The sequence below is a fragment of the Tardiphaga sp. GW821-FHT12E02 genome (assembly GCF_058807155.1).
In genome coordinates, this window is record NZ_JBXAQK010000001.1 from 413929 (window position 1) to 433344 (window position 19416).

At 62.9% G+C, this 19416-nt stretch carries 15 protein-coding genes; 5 read left to right on the forward strand and 10 right to left on the reverse strand.

Going from position 1 to position 19416, the window contains the following annotated elements:
- Positions 1–199: 199 nt before the first annotated feature.
- Both AC1RQ5_RS01970 and AC1RQ5_RS01975 read right to left on the reverse strand, forming a co-directional pair.
- A complete protein-coding gene (locus AC1RQ5_RS01970) occupies positions 200–3625 on the reverse strand; it encodes a tetratricopeptide repeat protein (protein WP_493196917.1) in 3426 nt (1141 codons plus the stop codon).
- Positions 3626–3871: 246 nt separating this feature from the next.
- A complete protein-coding gene (locus AC1RQ5_RS01975; RefSeq protein ID WP_398482916.1) occupies positions 3872–4423 on the reverse strand; it encodes a TetR/AcrR family transcriptional regulator in 552 nt (183 codons plus the stop codon).
- An 87-nt stretch (positions 4424–4510) separates the two neighbouring features.
- Here AC1RQ5_RS01975 and AC1RQ5_RS01980 point away from each other — a divergent pair, with 87 nt between their 5' ends.
- The 4 genes from AC1RQ5_RS01980 (at position 4511) to AC1RQ5_RS01995 (ending at position 10574) form a co-directional block, all read left to right on the forward strand.
- A complete protein-coding gene (locus AC1RQ5_RS01980) occupies positions 4511–4912 on the forward strand; it encodes a nuclear transport factor 2 family protein (RefSeq protein ID WP_493196918.1) in 402 nt (133 codons plus the stop codon).
- Positions 4913–5008: 96 nt separating this feature from the next.
- Positions 5009–6799: an acyl-CoA dehydrogenase C-terminal domain-containing protein gene (locus AC1RQ5_RS01985; RefSeq protein ID WP_493196919.1), complete on the forward strand. Its 1791-nt coding sequence runs from the start codon at positions 5009–5011 to the stop codon at positions 6797–6799.
- Positions 6800–6960: 161 nt separating this feature from the next.
- Positions 6961–8169, forward strand: coding sequence for an acetyl-CoA C-acetyltransferase (locus AC1RQ5_RS01990; protein ID WP_493196920.1), 1209 nt, complete (start codon positions 6961–6963; stop codon positions 8167–8169).
- Between the two features lie 191 nt (positions 8170–8360).
- A complete protein-coding gene (locus AC1RQ5_RS01995) occupies positions 8361–10574 on the forward strand; it encodes a 3-hydroxyacyl-CoA dehydrogenase NAD-binding domain-containing protein (protein WP_493196921.1) in 2214 nt (737 codons plus the stop codon).
- Between the two features lie 159 nt (positions 10575–10733).
- On the opposite strand, the gene argF is transcribed toward AC1RQ5_RS01995, so the two are convergent.
- Positions 10734–11666: an ornithine carbamoyltransferase gene (gene argF, locus AC1RQ5_RS02000; protein ID WP_493196922.1), complete on the reverse strand. Its 933-nt coding sequence runs from the start codon at positions 11664–11666 to the stop codon at positions 10734–10736.
- Positions 11666–12877: an aspartate aminotransferase family protein gene (locus tag AC1RQ5_RS02005; protein ID WP_493196923.1), complete on the reverse strand. Its 1212-nt coding sequence runs from the start codon at positions 12875–12877 to the stop codon at positions 11666–11668. The genes argF and AC1RQ5_RS02005 overlap by 1 nt, the downstream gene beginning before the upstream one ends.
- Positions 12878–13338: 461 nt before the next feature.
- Between AC1RQ5_RS02005 and AC1RQ5_RS02010 the strand changes: the two genes are divergently transcribed.
- Positions 13339–13848 (forward strand): GcrA family cell cycle regulator, encoded by a 510-nt coding sequence (locus AC1RQ5_RS02010; protein ID WP_398484736.1) that lies wholly within the window; start codon positions 13339–13341, stop codon positions 13846–13848.
- 207 nt (positions 13849–14055) lie between these two features.
- On the opposite strand, the gene phoB is transcribed toward AC1RQ5_RS02010, so the two are convergent.
- The 6 genes from phoB to pstS all read right to left on the reverse strand — a co-directional run bounded on the left by phoB (position 14056) and on the right by pstS (position 19379).
- On the reverse strand, positions 14056–14760 hold the full coding sequence (gene phoB / locus AC1RQ5_RS02015) for a phosphate regulon transcriptional regulator PhoB (RefSeq protein WP_211911446.1): 705 nt from the start codon (positions 14758–14760) through the stop codon (positions 14056–14058).
- 44 nt (positions 14761–14804) lie between these two features.
- On the reverse strand, positions 14805–15515 hold the full coding sequence (gene phoU, locus AC1RQ5_RS02020; protein ID WP_398484739.1) for a phosphate signaling complex protein PhoU: 711 nt from the start codon (positions 15513–15515) through the stop codon (positions 14805–14807).
- Positions 15516–15543: 28 nt separating this feature from the next.
- Positions 15544–16371: a phosphate ABC transporter ATP-binding protein PstB gene (pstB, locus tag AC1RQ5_RS02025; protein ID WP_398484741.1), complete on the reverse strand. Its 828-nt coding sequence runs from the start codon at positions 16369–16371 to the stop codon at positions 15544–15546.
- The gene (gene pstA / locus AC1RQ5_RS02030) at positions 16368–17219 is read right to left on the reverse strand and encodes a phosphate ABC transporter permease PstA (RefSeq protein ID WP_398484743.1); all 852 of its coding nucleotides are present in this window, start codon (positions 17217–17219) and stop codon (positions 16368–16370) included. The genes pstB and pstA overlap by 4 nt, the downstream gene beginning before the upstream one ends.
- A gap of 3 nt (positions 17220–17222) precedes the next feature.
- The gene (gene pstC, locus AC1RQ5_RS02035; protein ID WP_398484745.1) at positions 17223–18221 is read right to left on the reverse strand and encodes a phosphate ABC transporter permease subunit PstC; all 999 of its coding nucleotides are present in this window, start codon (positions 18219–18221) and stop codon (positions 17223–17225) included.
- Between the two features lie 147 nt (positions 18222–18368).
- Complete coding sequence (gene pstS / locus AC1RQ5_RS02040; protein ID WP_398482798.1) at positions 18369–19379, reverse strand: phosphate ABC transporter substrate-binding protein PstS; 1011 nt, start codon at positions 19377–19379, stop codon at positions 18369–18371.
- Positions 19380–19416: the final 37 nt, after the last annotated feature.

The window sequence follows — 19416 nt, forward strand, 5'->3', positions numbered from 1 at the left end:
TCACGCTTCAGCAATCAAGTCTGATGAAGCTTTGTTGAGGAAATAAGACCGCGGGTTCGAACATTCGAGCGATTAAATACGATCTCGTAGGATGGGTTGAGTGCAGGCGCGTAGCGCCGGAGCGATACCCATCACCACGAGCACGGAGGGTTGTGATGGGTATCGCTCCGCTCAACCCATCCTACGGTCCGAACATTCTTCAACGTGCAGCGCGCTTGCTGTTCGCGGATTTGGCGGCTTGTGCCGGTGCATTGTCCCAGCCACCGGCAGGCGTTGCGACATTGAGCGCATCTTCCGGTTGGCCTTCCGGCACAAAAGTCTGGATCGCGAGCTTCGCTGCGGCCAGCGACTGCGGATCGAGACGCTTGGCCACATCGTCACGCTTCTTGCCGGCATCGACATCGCCCGCGGCAGCGGCGAGGCTGAACCACTTGAAGCTTTCGGCGAGGTTCTGATCGACGCCAATGCCACGCGCATAGAGGATGCCGAGATTGAACTGGCTGTCGGCCACGCCGCGATCGGCGGCCTTGCGGAACCAGAGCGAGGCGCTCTTGTAATTGGCGCCACGGGTGCCGCCATCGGCATCGAGCACAGCGAGATTGTGCATCGCCTTGGCATTGCCGCGCTCGGCCGCCTGCATGTAGTAGCGGCGCGCGACTTCCCAATCCTTCTTCAGGCCGAGGCCCTTTTCATACAGCGTGCCCAGGCGGAACATGCCGGGCACGACGCCGGCCTGCGCCGCGCGGTCATACCACTTGGCGGCTTCTTCATAGCTCTGCGGCACGCCGCGGCCTTCGGCGAAGCGCACACCGACTTCGAAGGCAGCCGTCGCGTCGCCCTTCAGCGCAGCACTACGCAGTGCTGCACCACCGATGCCATCAGGCAATTTCTCGCCGGCAGGAATCGTCACCGTTCCAAGTTTCTGACCGCTTGGTGGCAGCAGCGTCGGAGCCGCAGGCAAGCCTGTCTGCGGCGCGGCAATGCTGCCGGTCACATCGGACGAGATATAAGGAACGGGCGCAGCTTGCGGCACCGGTGCCTGCTGCGGCGCAGGCGCGGCTTCAGGCGTCGGCGCGATCAGCGACTGCTTGCCGATCGACGGCGCCGATGTCGGCGCACCGATGGACGAAGCCGGCGCTTGCGGCTGGATCTCGTTTGCCTTCGGCGCATCGAGATAGAGCGGCGGCGTATGGCTGTTCGCGGCCATCGGCGGCTGCGATCCGCCGTCGTCCAGCAGCGTCATCGCCATCTTGAACGAGCCGAGCACGATCACCACCACGCTCGCGCCGACCAGCAGCGAACGGATCTTCGAGCCAATGGTCGATGGGCCCTTTTCGCCCTCGGCTTGCGGAGCGGTCTTGGCCCCCTTGGGCTTCTCACCCGTCGAGGCGGCTGCCTGCGCAGCACGGCGCGCGGCGGCAATGAAGCTCGATGCGCTCGCGGGCTCCGGAGCGGCACCGGCGATCTCGCTGATCGCATCTTCCGACGCGGCGATACGTTCCGACGGCGAGGCACCGCGACCTTGCGGGCGCGTGCCGGGCTCAAGCGGATGATCGGGCGGCAATTGCGGATCGACCATCGGACGCGGCGACGACGGACGCTCGACGGTGACCGGTGGCGCGGCCGGCTTTGGCGCCGGCTTCGGATCGAGAATATCGCTGATCGCCTTGGGTACCTGGAACGCAGGTGCAGGCTCGCTCGAAATCGCGGTCGCGGCGAAATCGCGCGGCGCGGCGTCGAAATGCGCCTGCGGCGGACGCACTTCGATCTGCGACGGCGCAGCAACCTGCGGCTTCACCGGATTGGGCATTTGCGGACGCGGCGGCGCAGCCATGGCGGGCTGCATCGGCGACTGCTGCATCGGAGCGGGCTGCGGCGCAGGCGGCATTGGCGCTGCGGCCGGCACGGGTTGCTGCGGGGCCGGACGCGCGCTGACATTGCGCAGATCGCCCTCGATCTTAGCCAGACGATCGACCACATGGCCGAGGGTCGAATGCACGACCTCCATCGAATCCTGCAGATGGCGATCGGTTTCCGACTGGCTGAAGCGCATGTCGGACAGTTCGCGCTTGAACGAATCGACCAGGCCGGATTCGGCACGGCTGTCGCTCAGCGCAGCGGCAAACATCGTCTGCTGGCGTTCGAGATGGCGCAGAATGTCCTGCAGGCCGTCCTCGACGCGGCCGAGATTGTTGGCGGCGCGCGGATCGCTGATGCTCTCCATGCGCTCCAGCAGATAGGTGACGCGCTGCTCCAGATGCGTGAAGGCGGAGGACTGGTCGTTGCCGACCGGCAGGTGATCGAGGCGCTGCGCGAGTGCCGCGAGCGCGGTTTCCAGATTGTCGGAATTGGCGGCCTGCGGACGCTCGCGATTTTCGAGCGTCGTGGTCAGCGTCATGATGCGCGCTTCGAGCGCGGCAAACATGCTGGTGTCGCTGCTCTGGGCCAGCTGGTCGACCTTGGACGACAAACGCTGCAAGTCGTCGCTGAGACGTCCGACCGCTTCATTGGTGGCGACATTGGAGACGATGGCGCGCAAGGCAGCGAGCGCGCCTTCGAGCTGCTCCAGCGTGCCGGGATTGTCGCTCGAACGCACGATCTGGTCGATCTTGCTGCCGAGATTGTTAATGGCCTGGTCGAAGCCGGCGAGCTGTTCGGCTGGCGTCAACGTCTTCAGTGTCTTGTGGATGTCGCCGAGCGCATGTTCGAGATTGCCAAGCACATCGGCATCAATGCCGCTGGAGCGCGTTTCATCGATCCGCTGCGAGAGCGCGCGGATTTCGTTTTCAATCGATTCGATGGCGCGACGCGGCAGCGCTTCGGTCACCGCAGTGCGGATTTCGGCGAGCTCGCTGCGGAACGTCGCGATCGATTGCTCGATGCTGTCATTCGGCCGCTGCAGTGCATCGATCTTGCTGGTGATCTGTGACAGCTGGCGCTCCAGCCCCGACATGTCAGGCATCGCTGGCGGCGGCGTCACATGGGGAGCGATCGGCGGCGCATAGCGTGGTGCCATCCGCGGAGCGCCGTCGAGTTCATCCTGGCGCGCGGCAATTTCAGCAATAGCAAAATCGAGCGAGAACGGATCGGACTGCGGCGCCGAGCTATAGACCTGATTGGCTGCACGCTCGACCATGTCGGGATTCGGGCGCGGATCATAATGCGGCTGGTAGGCCGGCGCAGCGCGACGCGGCTGCTCGCTGATCTGCGACAGACGCGCATCGAGACGCGAGATGGCTTCGTTGAGCTGGCGCGCAACGCCGGGCTCATTGTTGCTGCGCGGAGCCGGGCGCGAAAATTCTTCGATCTGGCGTGCGATCGCGTCGAGGCGCTGATGAATATCCGCGACTTCGGCGACGTCGCGCTGCGGCATCGCTGCCGGACGCGGCGGCATGGCCGCACGCGGTGAATGACCGGGACGCGCCTGATAGCGCGGCGCCTGGGGAGCTTCCGTCGGCCGGGCATGATCGGCATAGCCATGCATCGCGGGAGCAACCGGAGATTCGCCGATGGTCGTGTTCAGCCAATCCGTCAGGGACATGCCCGCGCGGCGCGCAGCGGCTTCGGCCCGCTCACGAACCGATGGGTCCATCCCCTCAACACTCCACGATACGCGCGAATTCATGCTTTGGTCCGGTTACGAGCCTGACGCCAACCAGCGCCTGCAGCCTCCACGCGTCCCAAGATGAAGAAATTCGAAACGGGAACGCGGTGGTCTGCCTCAGTCCGGACTTTTCAGGGTTAGGGTAAATAACGGGTTAAGGATGCCCGTATCCGCGCCTTAAATGTTAATCGGACGATACACTTGCGCGGATTCATAGGTAGGATGAGGCGTTCGCGCCTCGGATGTTTCAGGGCGTGAACACCGCACTTAGCGCGTGAACAACGCGCTGAGGTCGTCGATGTCGCGCTCGGTCATCGAGTCATGGCGCGGATCCATCACCGCGGACTGGCCGATATAGGCCCAATACAGAAACTCCGCGCGCGACAAGGCGCGGCGGCTCTCGACCCCCGCTTCGGTCAGCACATTCGCCATGTAAGCAATGCGCCGGGCATCGACGGACGCCACCATTTTGGCGACAGCCTTGTCGGTCGAGGCCATCCCGCGGATCGAGCGATCGAGGCTGCGATCCTCGTTGAAGGCCAGTTTCATGAGATGCGTCAGGCGCGCTGCGCCGGTGGTCGAGGCATCGGTCTGCTCCAGCACCTGATCGGTCGTCCGCTCCTGCCAACGCTCCAGAAGCTGCAGGCGAAATTCTCCGATGTCCTTGAAATGCCAATAGAAACTTCCGCGCGAGACGTTCAGTCCGGCAGCGAGATCGCCGACCTTGAGCGCCGCCGCGCCCTGCCGCGCCAGAATGCGGAGGCCATGATCTAGCCACGCCGTGCGGGTCAGCCTGTCCTTGGTCACTTGCTCGTCCATGACCCAACCATACACAAGTGTATTGACGAAATCCATCCGCCCGCGCTAGTTTCCATGCAAGGGTGTATGGAAACGCGGAGATCGCCGATGGCAATGCAAGGCAATCAAATGCAGGGCCTCGACAAGTGGTACGGCTTTATGAAGTCCCACGACCATGCTGCGCTCCGTGAGCTGCTGCATCCCGATGCCGTGTTCGAGAGCCCGGTGGTGCATTCACCACAGCGGGGCCGTGACATCGTGTTCAAATATCTCGCCGCCGCCGATCAGGTGCTGGGCGGGCCCGGCTTCACCTATATCGGCGAATGGCGCAACGAGACCTCGGCCGTGCTCGAATTCGAGAACGAGATCGAGGACATCAAGATCAACGGCATCGACATGATCACTTTCGATGCCGATGGCCGCATCACCCATTTCAAGGTGATGGTGCGTCCGCTGAAGGCCATCAATCTGCTGCACCGTCTCATGGGTGAAATGCTGGCGCGGCAATAAGGCGCCTGACATTTCAAATCACATTCCATCAGCCTTGCTGTAAGCTCGCAGCAGGCTGTCGCAACTGAACAACGAAATCCAACCGGGGAGGATTCCATGCCCAGTTACAAAGCGCCGCTCGAAGACGTCGGCTTTCTGCTCAATGACGTGTTCCAGTTCGATCGCTACAATAATCTCCCGGGCTTTGCGGACGCATCGGCCGATGTGCGCGAGGCGATCCTTGGCGAAGCCGCCAAGCTTAGCGAGGAAGTGCTGCAGCCGCTGAACCGCGTCGGCGACCTCGAAGGTTGCAAGCGGAACGACGATGGCAGCGTCACGACTCCAAAGGGTTTCAAGGACGCGTTCAAGCAGGTGACTGAAGGCGGCTGGCTCGGCCTCTCCGCACCCGTTGAATATGGTGGCCAAGGCCTGCCGGTGACGCTGTCGCAGACCGTCGCCGAATTCCAGATCTCGGCGAACATGGCCTTCTCGATGTATGGCGGCCTCACCATGGGCGCGACCGCAGCATTGATCGTGCATGGCAAGGATGAGCAGAAATCAAAATATCTGCCCAAAATGGTGTCCGGCGAATGGACCGGGACCATGAACCTGACCGAACCGCATTGCGGCACCGATCTCGGCCTGCTCCGCACCAAGGCGGTGCCGCAGGGCGACGGCAGCTACAAGATTTCCGGCACCAAGATTTTCATCTCGGCCGGCGAACACGACATGGCCGACAACATCATCCATCTCGTGCTGGCGCGCATCGAAGGCGCACCGGCCGGCATCAAGGGCGTCTCGCTCTTTGTCGTGCCGAAGGTGCTGGTCAATGACGATGGCTCGCTCGGTGAACGCAACGGCGTCGTCTGCGGCTCCATCGAGCACAAGATGGGCATCCACGGCAATTCCACCTGTGTGATGAATTACGACAATGCCACCGGCTGGCTGATCGGCGAAGAGAACAAGGGCATGCAGGGCATGTTCGTGATGATGAACGAAGCCCGTCTCGGCGTTGCCGTACAGGGCCTCGCGCAGTCGGAAGTCGCGTATCAGAACGCCGTCGCCTACGCCAAGGACCGTCTGCAGGGCCGTTCGCTGACCGGGCCGAAGTCGCCGGACAAGGCGGCGGATTCAATCATGGTGCATCCGGACGTGCGCCGCACACTGCTCACCATCCGCGCCTTCAACGAAGCCGCCCGCGCCATGGTGGTGTGGACCGCGCTGAAGAGCGATGTCGCCCATCGCTCGGACGATCCGAAGGAGCGCCAGGCCGCTGACGACCATATGGGCCTGATGACCCCGGTGCTGAAGGGCGTGCTCACCGATGGCGGCTTTGCCAATGCGGTGTCGGCGCAGCAGATGTTCGGCGGCCACGGCTATATCGCCGAATGGGGCATGGAGCAGTTCGTCCGCGATGCCCGCATCGCCATGATCTATGAAGGCGCCAACGGCATCCAGGCCCTCGATCTGGTCGGCCGCAAGCTGCCGCGCGATGGCGGCCGTGCGGCGATGGCATTCTTCGGCGAGGTTGCGGCCTTTGCGAAGGAGCATGGCGGTGACGAAGCCATGAAGCCCTATATCGATCCGCTGTCGAATGCGCTCGGTCACCTGCAGCAGGCCACCATGTGGCTGATGAACAATGCCATGGCCAAGCCCGACAATGCCGGCGCCGGCGCCACCGATTACATGCAACTGTTCGGCCTCACCGCCTTTGCCTATATGTGGGCGAAGATGGCGAAGATCGCCCAGGACAAGATCGCCGCCGACGGCGCCACGCCGTTCCTGACCACCAAACTCGTCACCGGCCGCTTCTTCATGGAGCGGATGCTGCCGGAAACCACCGTGCATCTCGCCCGCATCCAGACGGGAGCCGCCACGACGATGGAGCTTCCGGCGGAAGCGTTCTGATCATAGCTGTCAAAACACACTCGACTGTCATCCCCGCGAAAGCGGGGATCCAGTAGACACCAACGTCACAGATCAAGCTCAAACGCCCGCGTTTACTGGATCGCCCGGTCAAGCCGGGCGACGACAATGGGACAACCGGATTAAATCCGAAGGGAGACACCATGCCCGAGGCCTATATCTACGATCACGTTCGCACGCCGCGCGGCCGCGGCAAGTCCGATGGTTCGCTGCATGAGGTGACGGCGCTCGCGCTCGCCACCGCGCCGCTGAAGGCGCTGAAGGAGCGCAACAACCTCAAGCCCGGCAGCATCGATGACGTCATTCTCGGCGTCGTCGATCCCGTTGGGGAGGCCGGCGGCGACATCGCGCGCATGGCGGCACTCTCGGCCGGCTATGGCAATGATGTCCCCGGCATCCAGATCAACCGTTTCTGCGCGTCCGGCCTCGACGCCGTGAACTTTGCTGCCGCCCAGGTGATGGCCGGCCAGCACGAACTCACCATCGGCGGCGGCGCGGAATCCATGAGCCGCGTCGGTATCGGCGCCTCCGGCGGCGCATGGCCGGTCGATCCGTCGATCGCCGTTCCCGCTTACTTCATGCCGCAGGGCGTCTCGGCCGATCTGATCGCGACCAAATACGGTTTCTCGCGCGATGACGTCGATGCTTACTCCGTGCAGAGCCAGCAGCGCGCCGCCAAGGCGTGGGAGGAAGGTCGCTTCAAGAACTCGATCGTCCCGGTCAAGGACATCAACGGCCTGACGATCCTCGCCAAGGACGAGCATATGCGCCCGTCCACCACGATGCAGTCGTTGGCCGCATTGCAGCCCTCTTTCGCCACCGTGGCGGCCATGGGCGGTTTCGATGGCGTCGCCATCCAGTCGCATCCGGAAATCGAGGCAGTGAACTACGTCCATCACGCCGGCAATTCGTCCGGCATCGTGGACGGCGCCGCCGCCGTGCTGCTTGGCAGCGCTGAGGCCGGCAAGAAGGCCGGCCTGAAGCCGCGTGCAAAGATCCGCGCCTTCGCCAATATCGGCTCCGAGCCGGCGATGATGCTCACCGGTCCGGTGGACGTCACCAAGAAGGTGCTGGAGCGGTCCGGCATGAAGCTCTCGGACATCGATCTGTTCGAACTCAACGAGGCTTTCGCCTCGGTGGTGCTGCGCTTCATCCAGGCTTTCGACATCGACAATGAGAAGATCAATGTCTGCGGCGGCGCCATTGCCATGGGTCATCCGCTCGGCGCCACCGGCGCCATGATTCTCGGCACCGTGCTCGACGAACTTGAGCGCACCGGCAAGTCGACGGCCCTCGTCACTCTCTGCATCGGCGGCGGCATGGGCACCGCCACCATCATCGAACGCGTGTGACTTTTCCCCTCCCCCGCAAAGCGGGGGAGGGTGGATCGAACACGCGAAGCGTGTTCGAGACGGGACAGGGCCTTAGTGACGGTCCCTCTCCCGCCTTTCGCTTCGCTCAGGCACCCTCTCCCGCAAGCGGGAGAGGGGACAATCACATCAACGCTCGCGCCTCATGGCTGCAGGCATTTTGGGAGCCACACATGACCTTCAAGAATTTCAAGGTTGAGACCGACGCCGACGGCATCGCCCTCGTCACCTGGGACATTCCCGGCCGTTCGATGAACGTGCTCGACACCACCACCATCGAGGAACTCGGCGCCATCGTCGACCAGACCACGGCGGATGCTGCCGTGAAGGGCGTCGTCGTCACCTCCGGCAAGGACGCTTTCTCGGCCGGCGCCGATCTCTCCATGCTGGAAGGCATGAACAAGGTGTTCGCCGAGACGAAGAAAGCCAAGGGCGAGGAAGCCGCCCAGCAGTTGCTGTTCGACGAGAGCCGCAAGCTGTCGCTGACGCTGCGCAAGATCGAGACCGCGGGCAAGCCGTGGGTCGCGGCCATCAACGGCCTCGCGCTCGGCGGCGCGTTCGAAGTGACGCTCGCCTGCCACTACCGTGTCGCGGCTGAAAACCCGAAGACGCGCCTCGGCCTGCCCGAGATCAAGGTCGGCCTGTTCCCGGGCGGTGGCGGCACCCAGCGTCTGGCGCGCATGCTGCAGCCGCAGGACACGATGCAGATGCTGCTCAAGGGCGATGCGATCAATCTCGCCAAGGCGAAGGCGATGAACATCGTCGGCGCCGTGGTGCCGGCAGCTGACCTCATCACAACCGCGAAGGAATGGATCAAGGCCGGCGGCAAGGCTGTCGCCCCATGGGACGAGAAGGGCTTCAAGCTGCCTGGCGGCCCCGTCTATTCCAAGCAGGGCATGATGATGTTCCCGGCCGGCAACGCCATCTATCGGCGCGAGACGTTTGACAACTATCCGGCCGCCCGCGCCATCATGCAGTGCGTCTATGAAGGCCTGCAATTGCCGATGGATGCGGCGCTGCGGGTGGAGTCGCGTTACTTCGCCCACGTCCTGCAGACCAAGGAAGCAGCGGCGATGATCCGCAGCCTGTTCCTGTCCATGCAGGAGCTCAACAAGGGCGCCCGCCGTCCGCAGAACGTGCCGCCGACCAAGGTCAAGAAGCTCGCCATCATCGGCGCCGGCTTCATGGGCGCGTCGGTCGGTTATGTCTCGGCCAAGGGCGGCATCGATGTCGTGTTGATCGATCGCGACCAGGCCGCCGCCGAAAAGGGCCGCGCGCATTGCCAGTCGGTCATCGACGGGCTGATTGCCAAGGGTCGCGCCAAGGAAGCCGATCGCGACGCGCTGATGTCGAAGATCACGGCCACCGCCGACTTCAACGTGATCAAGGAATGCGATCTCGTCATCGAGGCCGTGTTCGAGGATCGCGCGGTCAAGGCCGAGATCTACAAGAAGGTGCAGCCGCTGCTGAAGGAAGGCGCCATCATCGCCTCCAATACCTCGACGCTGCCGATCAACTCGCTGGCTGAGGAATTCGAGGACCAATCGAAATTCATCGGCATCCACTTCTTCTCGCCGGTCGAGAAGATGATGCTGGTGGAGACCATCGTCGGCAAGAACACCGGCGATGTCGCGCTCGCCACGGCGCTCGATTACATCCGCGTCATCGGCAAGACGCCCATCGTCGTCAATGATAGCCGCGGCTTCTTCGCTAATCGCTGCGTGCTGCGTTTCACCGCCGAAGGGCTCGAAATGCTGCTCGAAGGCGTGCCACCGGCGATGATCGAGAACACCGCAAAAATGGCCGGCATGCCGGTCGGCCCGCTGTCGCTGTCGGACGAGATCGCGCTCGACCTAGTGCTGAAGATCATGAAGGCCACCGAGGCCGATCTCGGCTCGCAAGCGGTCGACCAGGCGCAGAAGAAGCTGATCGTCGAGATGGTGGAGAAGCAGGAGCGCTTTGGCCGCAAGAACGGCAAGGGTTTTTACGAGTATCCGCCGAAGGGCAAGGGCTCGAAGGCCTTGTGGAAGGGCATTGCGCCCCTGCTGCCGAAGCCGGTCGATCCCGACACGCTCGACATCGAGGAGTTGAAGCAGCGTTTCCTGGTGGTGCAGGCGGTGGAAGCCGCGCGCACGGTCGAGGACAATGTGATCGTCGATCCGCGTGAAGCGGATGTCGGCTCCATCCTCGGCTTCGGCTTCGCGCCGTTCACCGGCGGCACGCTGAGCTATATCGACTTCATGGGCACGAAGAAGTTCGTCGAGCTCTGCCACAAGCTGGAAGCCAAATACGGCTCGCGGTTTACGCCGCCGAAACTGCTCGAGGAAATGGCTGCGAAGGGCGAGACGTTCTACGGACGTTTTGCGCCGAAGAAGGTGGCGGCTTAAGAACCGCGTTCAAACTGTCATCCCCCGCGAAAGCGGGGGATCCAGTAGACACCGGCACCGCGGTGCCATCATAGACGTCAGCGTATACTGGATCGCCCGGTCAAGCCGGGCGATGACAGTGAGAGTGTGTTGCGGCGACAGTCGGGTACCGTGTTTACTTCACCGCGCCAGACACCACGCCAGAATCCCCTTCTGCGCATGCAGACGGTTCTCGGCTTCGTCGAACACCACCGATTGCGGGCCATCGATGACCGCGTCCGTGACTTCCTCGCCGCGATGCGCGGGCAGGCAGTGCATGAACAGTGCGTCCTTGTTCGCCAGACCCATCAGCCGCTCATTGACCTGATACGGCTTCAGGAGATTGTGGCGCGTCTCGCCCTCCTTGTCGCCCATCGACACCCAGGTGTCGGTGACCACGCAATCGACGCCCTTGGTCATGGCATCGGGATCATGCGAGAAGGTGATGTCGGCACCCGACGCCTTCGCCCACTCCTTGAACGCCTTCTTCGGCGACAGCTGCGGCGGCGTGGCGATGTTCAGCTTGAACTTGAAGCGCTCGGCCGCATGGGCCCAGGACATCAGCACATTGTTGTCGTCGCCGACCCAGGCCACGGTGCGGCCCTTGATGTTGCCGCGATGCTCCTCATAGGTCATCACGTCGGCCATGACCTGGCACGGATGCGAGAAACGCGTCAGGCCGTTGATGACCGGCACGGTGGCGTTGTTGGCCAGCTCCATCAGCGAGTCATGATTGAGGATGCGGATCATGATGATGTCGACGAAACGCGACAGCACCCGCGCCGTATCGGCAATCGTCTCACCGCGGCCGAGCTGCATTTCGGCACCGGTCAGCATGACGACTTCGCCGCCGAGCTGACGCATGCCGACCTCGAACGACACGCGGGTGCGCGTCGAAGGCTTTTCAAAGATCATCGCCAGCGTTTTATTCTTCAGCGGATGATCGCGATCGGCGCTGCTGTCCTTCTGGCTCTTCAGCTTCGCCTTCATGGCGCCAGCCGCATCGAGAATGTTGCGCAGCTCACTGGCGGAGACCGCCGTGAGATCAAGGAAGTGCCGCGGAGTCGTGTTCATCACACGGCTCCCTTTGCCAGCACGGTGCAGGCCTGTTCCAGACGCTGCACGGCGTCCTCGATGTCGCTTTCGGTCACGATCAGCGGCGGCAGGAAGCGCACGACATTGTCGCCCGCACCCACCGTCAGCAGCTTGGCATCGCGCAGCGCGCCGACCAGATCGGCCGCCGGCACCACGGCCTTGAGGCCGATCAGCATGCCTTCGCCGCGCACTTCTGCAAGCACGGTCGGATAGCGATCGACCACGCTGGCGAGTTTCTGTTTCAGCAGCAGCGTCTTCTGCTTCACTTGTTCGAAGAAGCCGGGCTCCAGCATCACGTCGAGCACGGAATTGGCTGCCGCCACCGCCAGCGGATTGCCGCCAAAGGTGGAGCCATGCGAGCCCGGCGCCATGCCTTCGGCCGCCGCAGCGGTGACGAGGCACGCGCCGATTGGGAAGCCACCACCGAGTGCCTTGGCCAGCGACATCACGTCCGGAGTCACGCCGAGACGCTCATAGGCGAACAGCGTACCGGTGCGGCCCATGCCGGTCTGCACTTCGTCGAAGATCAGCAGGATGCCGTTCTTGTCGCACAGCTCGCGCAGCGCCTTGAAGAACGCGTTCGACGCAGCGCGCACGCCGCCTTCGCCCTGCAGCGGCTCGATAACGATGCCGGCGGTCTCCGGACCGATCGCGGCCTTCACCGCATCGAGATCGCCGAGCGGCACCTGATCGAAACCATCGAGCGGCTTTCCGTAACCTTCGAGATATTTCGCGGCGCCAGTGGCTGCCAGCGTGCCGAGGGTCCGGCCATGGAACGCGCCTTCAAAGGTGATGATGCGCGTGCGCTCGGGGTTGCCCTTGGCGAAGTGATAATGGCGCGTCACCTTCAGCGCGCATTCCATCGCCTCGGCGCCGGAATTGGCGAAGAACACGAAATCCGCGAACGAGTTTTCGCACAGCCGCGCAGCAAGGCGCTCGCCATCTGGGCTCTTGAACAGGTTCGACATGTGCCAGAGCTTGGTGGCCTGCTCCTGCAGCGCTTTGACCATATGCGGATGCGCATGGCCGAGCGCATTCACGGCCACGCCGCTGGTGAAATCGAGATAGCGCTCGCCGGTGGTCGAAATCAGCCAGGAACCCTCACCGCGCTCGAAGGCAACATCCGCGCGCGCGAAGACAGGCAGCAAATGGGCCTGAGAGATTTGCGAGGATGGTGCGTTGCTGGTCATAACGGTTCCGATCAATCAGTCTGCGGTCCCTACCGATGTCTGCATGGTCGATGACACCAGTACGACATGGGGTAGCGGACCCTCAAAACGAAACGTGCCGCCCTTCTCGGGCGGCACGCGACCATTATCTTATGGGGGCTGCACAGGGTGTCAACCGCGCATAGCGGCGTCCATGTCACACCTGATCGAACAAAAGGCCGATTTTTCTGTTTGGTTGACAGAAAGCATGTGGATGTGACTCGGCCGACTCTTGCGCGTGAGTCGCGGCATCATGTAGTTTTTGGCCTGTCGGATACGACATCTCGTGCGGCAGTAGACCCTTGTACACTATCGGTACGGCGTAAGGCCGGAAGCAGTCATGCATCCGGTGAGCGCTAAGGGATTCTGACAACGAGGTTTTTTGACGATTTCAAGTCGCAGCGCGGGCCAAGGCCGGCCGGCGCATACGAAGGGATTTAGCGATGACGGTAATCACTTGGACCGACGATCGCGTCGAACAGCTCAAGAAACTCTGGGAAGGCGGCCTTTCCGCCAGCCAGATCGCCGCGGAACTCGGTAACGTGACCCGCAATGCCGTTATCGGCAAGGTGCACCGCCTGGGCCTCTCCGGCCGCGCCAAGAGCCCCTCCTCTGCCGCGCCGCGCCCGCGCAAGCCGCGTCCGGCCCAGCAGATGGTGCGCATGCCGCGCCCGGTCGCCCGTGGCAACACGGCGCTGGCTCACGACTATCAGGTCGAGATGGAGCCGGATCCGATCTCGGTCGATAACGTGATCCCGATCAGCCAGCGCCTGCAGCTGGTCGAGCTCAACGACGCCACCTGCCATTGGCCGGTGGGTGATCCGGCCAGCACCGATTTCTATTTCTGCGGCGGCAAGGCCGTGGCCGGCGCACCTTACTGCGCGCACCACTCGCGGATCGCCTACCAGCCTGCGAGCGATCGTCGCCGGGCAGCGCCGAAGCCGATGCGGTAAGCGAACAGCACGAACGAAAATGCCCGGCGATGAGCCGGGCATTTTTTGTTGCTTTGCTATTGAGCTAGAGCCGCCCACCTCCGCCCCTCATGGTGAGGAGGCGCGAAGCGCCGTCTCGAACCATGAGATGTCGGAGCTCCGTCGCCATCCTTCGAGACGCCGCTGCGCGGCTCCTCAGGATGAGGGCAGAGCGTGAGGTAAAGAGCGTTACTCCGCCGCCTTGTCGAAGCGATCGTCCAGCGCATAGCCCGCGCCACGCACGGTCCGGATCGGGTCGGGTTCGCCGGCCGGATTCAGCAGCTTGCGCAGACGGCCGATGTGAACATCCACGGTGCGCTCGTCGATATAGATGTCACGGCCCCAGACGCTGTCGAGCAGCTGCTCGCGGCTGAACACGCGACCGGGATGCTCGAGAAAGAATTCGAGCAGCCGGTATTCGGTCGGACCGAGATCGATCGGACGGGCGGCGCGCACCACGCGGCGCTTGTCGCGATCGAGTTCGATGTCACCGAAAGCCAGCACCGTGGCCAGACGCTCCGGCGCCGCACGGCGCAGGAGGCCCTTCACGCGGGCCAGCAGTTCCGGCACCGAGAACGGCTTGACGATGTAATCGTCGGCGCCGGTGGCGAGGCCGCGAACGCGCTCACTCTCCTCACCGCGCGCGGTGAGCATGATGATCGGCAGCGCCTTGGTTTCCGGCCGCGCCCGCAGGCGACGGCACAGTTCGATGCCGGACAGGCCGGGCAACATCCAGTCGAGGACCACGAGGTCCGGCACGCGCTCTTTCAAGCGGGTGTCGGCATCGTCGCCGCGGGCAACCGTCTCGACGTCGTAACCTTCGGCGTCGAGATTGTAGCGCAGCAGCGTGGTCAGAGCTTCCTCGTCTTCCACTACCAGAATGCGCGCGTTCATATGGCTGGCTTCCTATCTGTCGTTCAGAGACGTCGCGATGAGCCTCAGCTCACCGGCGTAGCGAAGTTGGTCATGTCACCCTTCGGGCGCTTGTCGACCATCTGCTGACCTTCGATCATGTAGAACACCGTCTCGGCGATGTTGGTGGCATGATCGCCGATCCGTTCGATGTTCTTGGCGCAGAACATCAGATGGATACAGAACGAGATGTTGCGCGGATCTTCCATCATATAGGTCAAAAGTTCGCGGAACAGCGAGGTGCAGATCGCGTCGATTTCCTCGTCGCCCTTCCACACCGCCATGGCGGCCGGGAGGTCGTGCGCGGCATAGGCATCGAGCACGGCCTTGACCTGGGTGTTCACCAGATCGGTCATGTGTTCGAGGCCACGGATCAGCTTCAGCGGATGGAAGTCGCTGTCCAGCGCATTGACGCGCTTGCCGATATTCTTGGAGAGATCGCCGATACGCTCGAGATCGGTGGCGACGCGCAGCGCGCCGACGATCTCGCGCAGATCGACAGCCATCGGCTGGCGCTTGGCGATGGTGAGGACGGCGCGTTCCTCGATCAGCCGCTGAAGCTGGTCGATTTCGGCGTCAGTGGCCACCACGCGGGCGCCCAGGGCGACGTCGCGGCGGACCAGCGCATCCACGGACTCTGCGATCTGACGTTCGGCCAGGCCCCCCATCTCGGCGACGAGACGGGTGAGTTCCTGAAGATCGTCGTCGAAGGCCTTGGTCGTGTGTTCAAAAGCCATAGGTCAATCCTCTCGCGAATATGTCGCGTCAGCCGAAACGGCCGGTGATGTAATCCTGGGTGCGGCGGTCGCTCGGCGAGGTGAAGATCTTGTTGGTCTGGTCGAATTCAACAAGCTCACCGAGATACATGAAGGCGGTGGTGTCGGAGACACGGGCCGCCTGCTGCATGTTATGGGTCACGATGGCGATCGTGTACTGATCCTTCAATTCGTCGATCAGCTCTTCGACCTTGGCGGTCGAGATCGGATCGAGCGCCGAGCAGGGCTCGTCGAACAGGATCACTTCCGGACGCACAGCGATCGTGCGCGCGATGCACAGACGCTGCTGCTGGCCGCCCGACAGGCTGAGGCCCGAGGCGTTGAGCTTGTCCTTGACTTCGTTCCACAGCGCACCGCCACGCAGCGCCTTCTCGACGCGCACGTCCATCTCCGCCTTGGAGATCTTCTCATAGAGGCGGATGCCGAAAGCGATGTTTTCATAGATCGTCATCGGGAACGGAGTCGGCTTCTGGAACACCATGCCGATGCGCGCACGCAGCAGGTTGAGGTCGAGCTTCGGATCCAGAATGTTCTGGTTCTCGAGCATGACCTGCCCTTCCGCGCGCTGACCCGGATAGAGGTCATACATGCGGTTGAAGATGCGCAGCAGCGTGGACTTGCCGCAGCCCGACGGACCGATGAAGGCGGTGACGCGGTTGGCGGCGAGGTTCAGGTTGATCTTCTTCAGGGCGTGGTGTTCGCCGTAATAGAAGTTCAGGTCCCGCACGGTCACCTTGGGACGCGTATCGCCCTGCACCACCGACGGCGGCGGCATCGAGACGCTGGGATTGGCGGCGGACACGGAGAGATCACTCATTTTGCTTTCCTCTCGGCGCCGAGAATGCGCGCGCCAATGTTCAGGGCAAGGACGGTCAAGGTGATGATCAGCGCGCCGCTCCAGGCGAGCTGCTTCCAATATTCGTAGGGGCTCTGGACGAAGTTGTTGATGGTGACCGGAAGGTTGGCCATCGTCTTGCCGAGGTCCAGGCTGAAGAACTGGTTGCTCAATGCGGTGAACAGCAGTGGCGCGGTTTCACCGGCGACGCGGGCGGTCGCCAGCAGCACGCCGGTGATGAGACCGGCGCGAGCTGCACGATAGGCGATCCGCTTGATCACCAGCGAGCGCGGCAGGCCGAGCGCCGAAGCCGCTTCACGCAGCGGGTTCGGAACCAGGCCGAGCATGTCTTCCGTGGTGCGGACGACCACCGGGATGACGATCACGGCGAGCGCCAGCGAGCCGGCGAAAGCCGAGAAGCCCCCCATCGGCACCACCACCGCGCCATAGACGAACAGGCCGATGATGATGGACGGGGCCGATAGCAGCACGTCGTTGATGAAACGGATCACCGAGGTGAGCTTGTCGTGCTTGCCGTATTCCGCGAGGTACGTGCCGGCGAGCAGGCCGAGCGGCGCACCGATGCCGACGCCGATCACAGTCATGATGATCGAACCGACGATGGCATTGAGCAGGCCGCCTTCCTGCGAACCAGGGGGCGGCGTGTTCTGGGTGAAGATCTGCACGCTGAGGCCGGCGAGGCCGTTGTAGAACAGCGTGAACAGGATCAGCGCCAGCCAGGTGACGCCGAAGATCGCGGCACCCAGGCACAGAATGCGGACGATCGTGTCGTTGCGGCGACGGGAGAGGTAAATCGGATTGACGCTCATGACTTACTTTCCTGCCTTCTTTTCGAGACGGAGCAGCATCAGACGCGCGGCCGACAGCACGAAGAAGGTGAGCACGAACAACAGCAGGCCGAGCAGGATCAGGCCGGACTGATGCAGGCCGTCGCTCTCCGCGAATTCCGAGGCAATGGCCGCGGAGATCGTGGTGCCTGGACCGAAGATCGAACCGGTGATGCGGAACGAGTTGCCGATGATGAAGGTGACTGCCATCGTCTCGCCGAGCGCACGGCCGAGAGCCAGCATGACGCCACCGATCACACCGACGCGGGTGTAGGGGATGACGACATTCTTGACGACTTCCCAGGTGGTGCAGCCGACGCCGTAGGCCGCTTCCTTGAGCACCGGAGGCACCGTCTTGAACACGTCGACCGAGATCGCCGTGATGAAGGGGAGCACCATGATGGCGAGGATGAGCGAGGCGTTGAACAGCGACAGATAGGACGGCGGCCCGGCAAAGATGGTGCCGAGCACGGGCACGCCTTCAAAGGCCGAGATCAGGAACGGCTGGAAGTGATTGGCCAGGAACGGGCCGAGCACGAAGAAGCCCCACATGCCGTAGATGATCGAGGGAATACCGGCGAGCAGTTCGACCGCCATGCCGATCGGGCGACGCAGCCAGTTCGGGCACAGTTCGGTGAGGAAGATCGCGATGCCGATACCGACCGGAATGGCGATCGACATGGCGATCACCGAGGTGATCAGCGTGCCATAGATCGGACCGAGCGCACCGAGCACCGGCGGTTCAGCCGACGGCGCCCAACGCTGCGTGAACAGGAAGGAGAAGCCGAATTCCCTCAGCGCCGGCCATGCACCAGCGATGAGCGACAGGATGATGCCGCCGAGAATGAAGAGGACGGACAGCGCCGAGATGCGTGTCAGCCAGTAGAAAACCTGGTCACCGGTCTTGAATGCGTTGAGCGCTTTGGCGCGGTCATACGGTCCAGCGGCGTCCATCGAAGAGCTCTGTACGGCCATATCTGCCACGCCCAGTCCCCTGTGTTGTTGTTGGATACCCGAAACACGACACCCTGAATGGGCCTGTCAGGGCGCGAAGCTCGAAAAGGAAAAGTGAAATCAGTTCAGAAAGAAGCGGAGGAGAGATGCCCCTCTCCTCCGCGCAAGAGCGAAAGCTTAGCTCTTGATGTCCGAGGACCAGGTCTTCTCGATCAGCTTGACGACCGAGTCCGGCATCGGGATGTAGTCGAGTTCTTCGGCAGCCTTGCTGCCCTTTTCGAACGACCACTTGAAGAACTTGATCGCTTCAGCCGAGGCCGCCTTGTCGGTCGGGGCCTTGTGCATCAGGATGAAGGTCGCGGCAGTGATCGGCCACGAAGCGTCGCCCGGCTGGTCGGTCAGGATCACGTAGTAACCCGGAGCCTTGGCCCAATCGGCATTGGCAGCAGCGGCCTGGAAGGCAGCGACGGTCGGCTGCACAGGCTTGCCAGCCTTGTTGATCATGCCGGCATAGGTCAGCTTGTTCTGCTTGGCATAGGCGTATTCGACGTAACCGATCGAATTCTTGGTCTGGCCGACGTTGCCGGCGACGCCTTCGTTGCCCTTGGCGCCAACGCCAACCGGCCACTCGACAGCGGTGCCGGTACCAACCTTGGACTTCCAGTCAGCCGAAGCCTTGGAGAGATAGTCGGTGAAGTTGAAAGTGGTGCCCGAACCGTCCGAACGACGAACGACGGTGATGGCAGCCGACGGCAGCTTCAGCTTCGGATTGAGCTTGGCGATCGCGGCGTCGTCCCAGGTCTTGACGGTGCCGAGATAGATGGCGCCGAGAACTTCGCCCGAGAGGACCAGTTCGCCCGACTTGATGCCTTCGAGGTTCACGACCGGAACGATCGCGCCCATCACCTGCGGCCACTGAACCAGGCCATCCTTTTCGAGCTGCTCGGCCTTAAGCGGCGCGTCGGTGGCGCCGAAGGTCACGGTCTTGGCCTGGATCTGCTTGATGCCAGCGCCCGAGCCGATCGACTGGTAGTTCAGACCGTTGCCGGTTTCCTTCTTATAGGCGTCGGCCCACTTCGAGTAGACCGGGAAAGGGAAGGTCGCGCCGGCACCGGTGATGTCGGCAGCGAAGGCCGAGGTCGACGCGGCCACGAGGCCCGCAGCGACGATCGCTTTAAGGAATTTCATGGGTATCTCCAATTTGTCGTGAGCGATGCGCGTATGC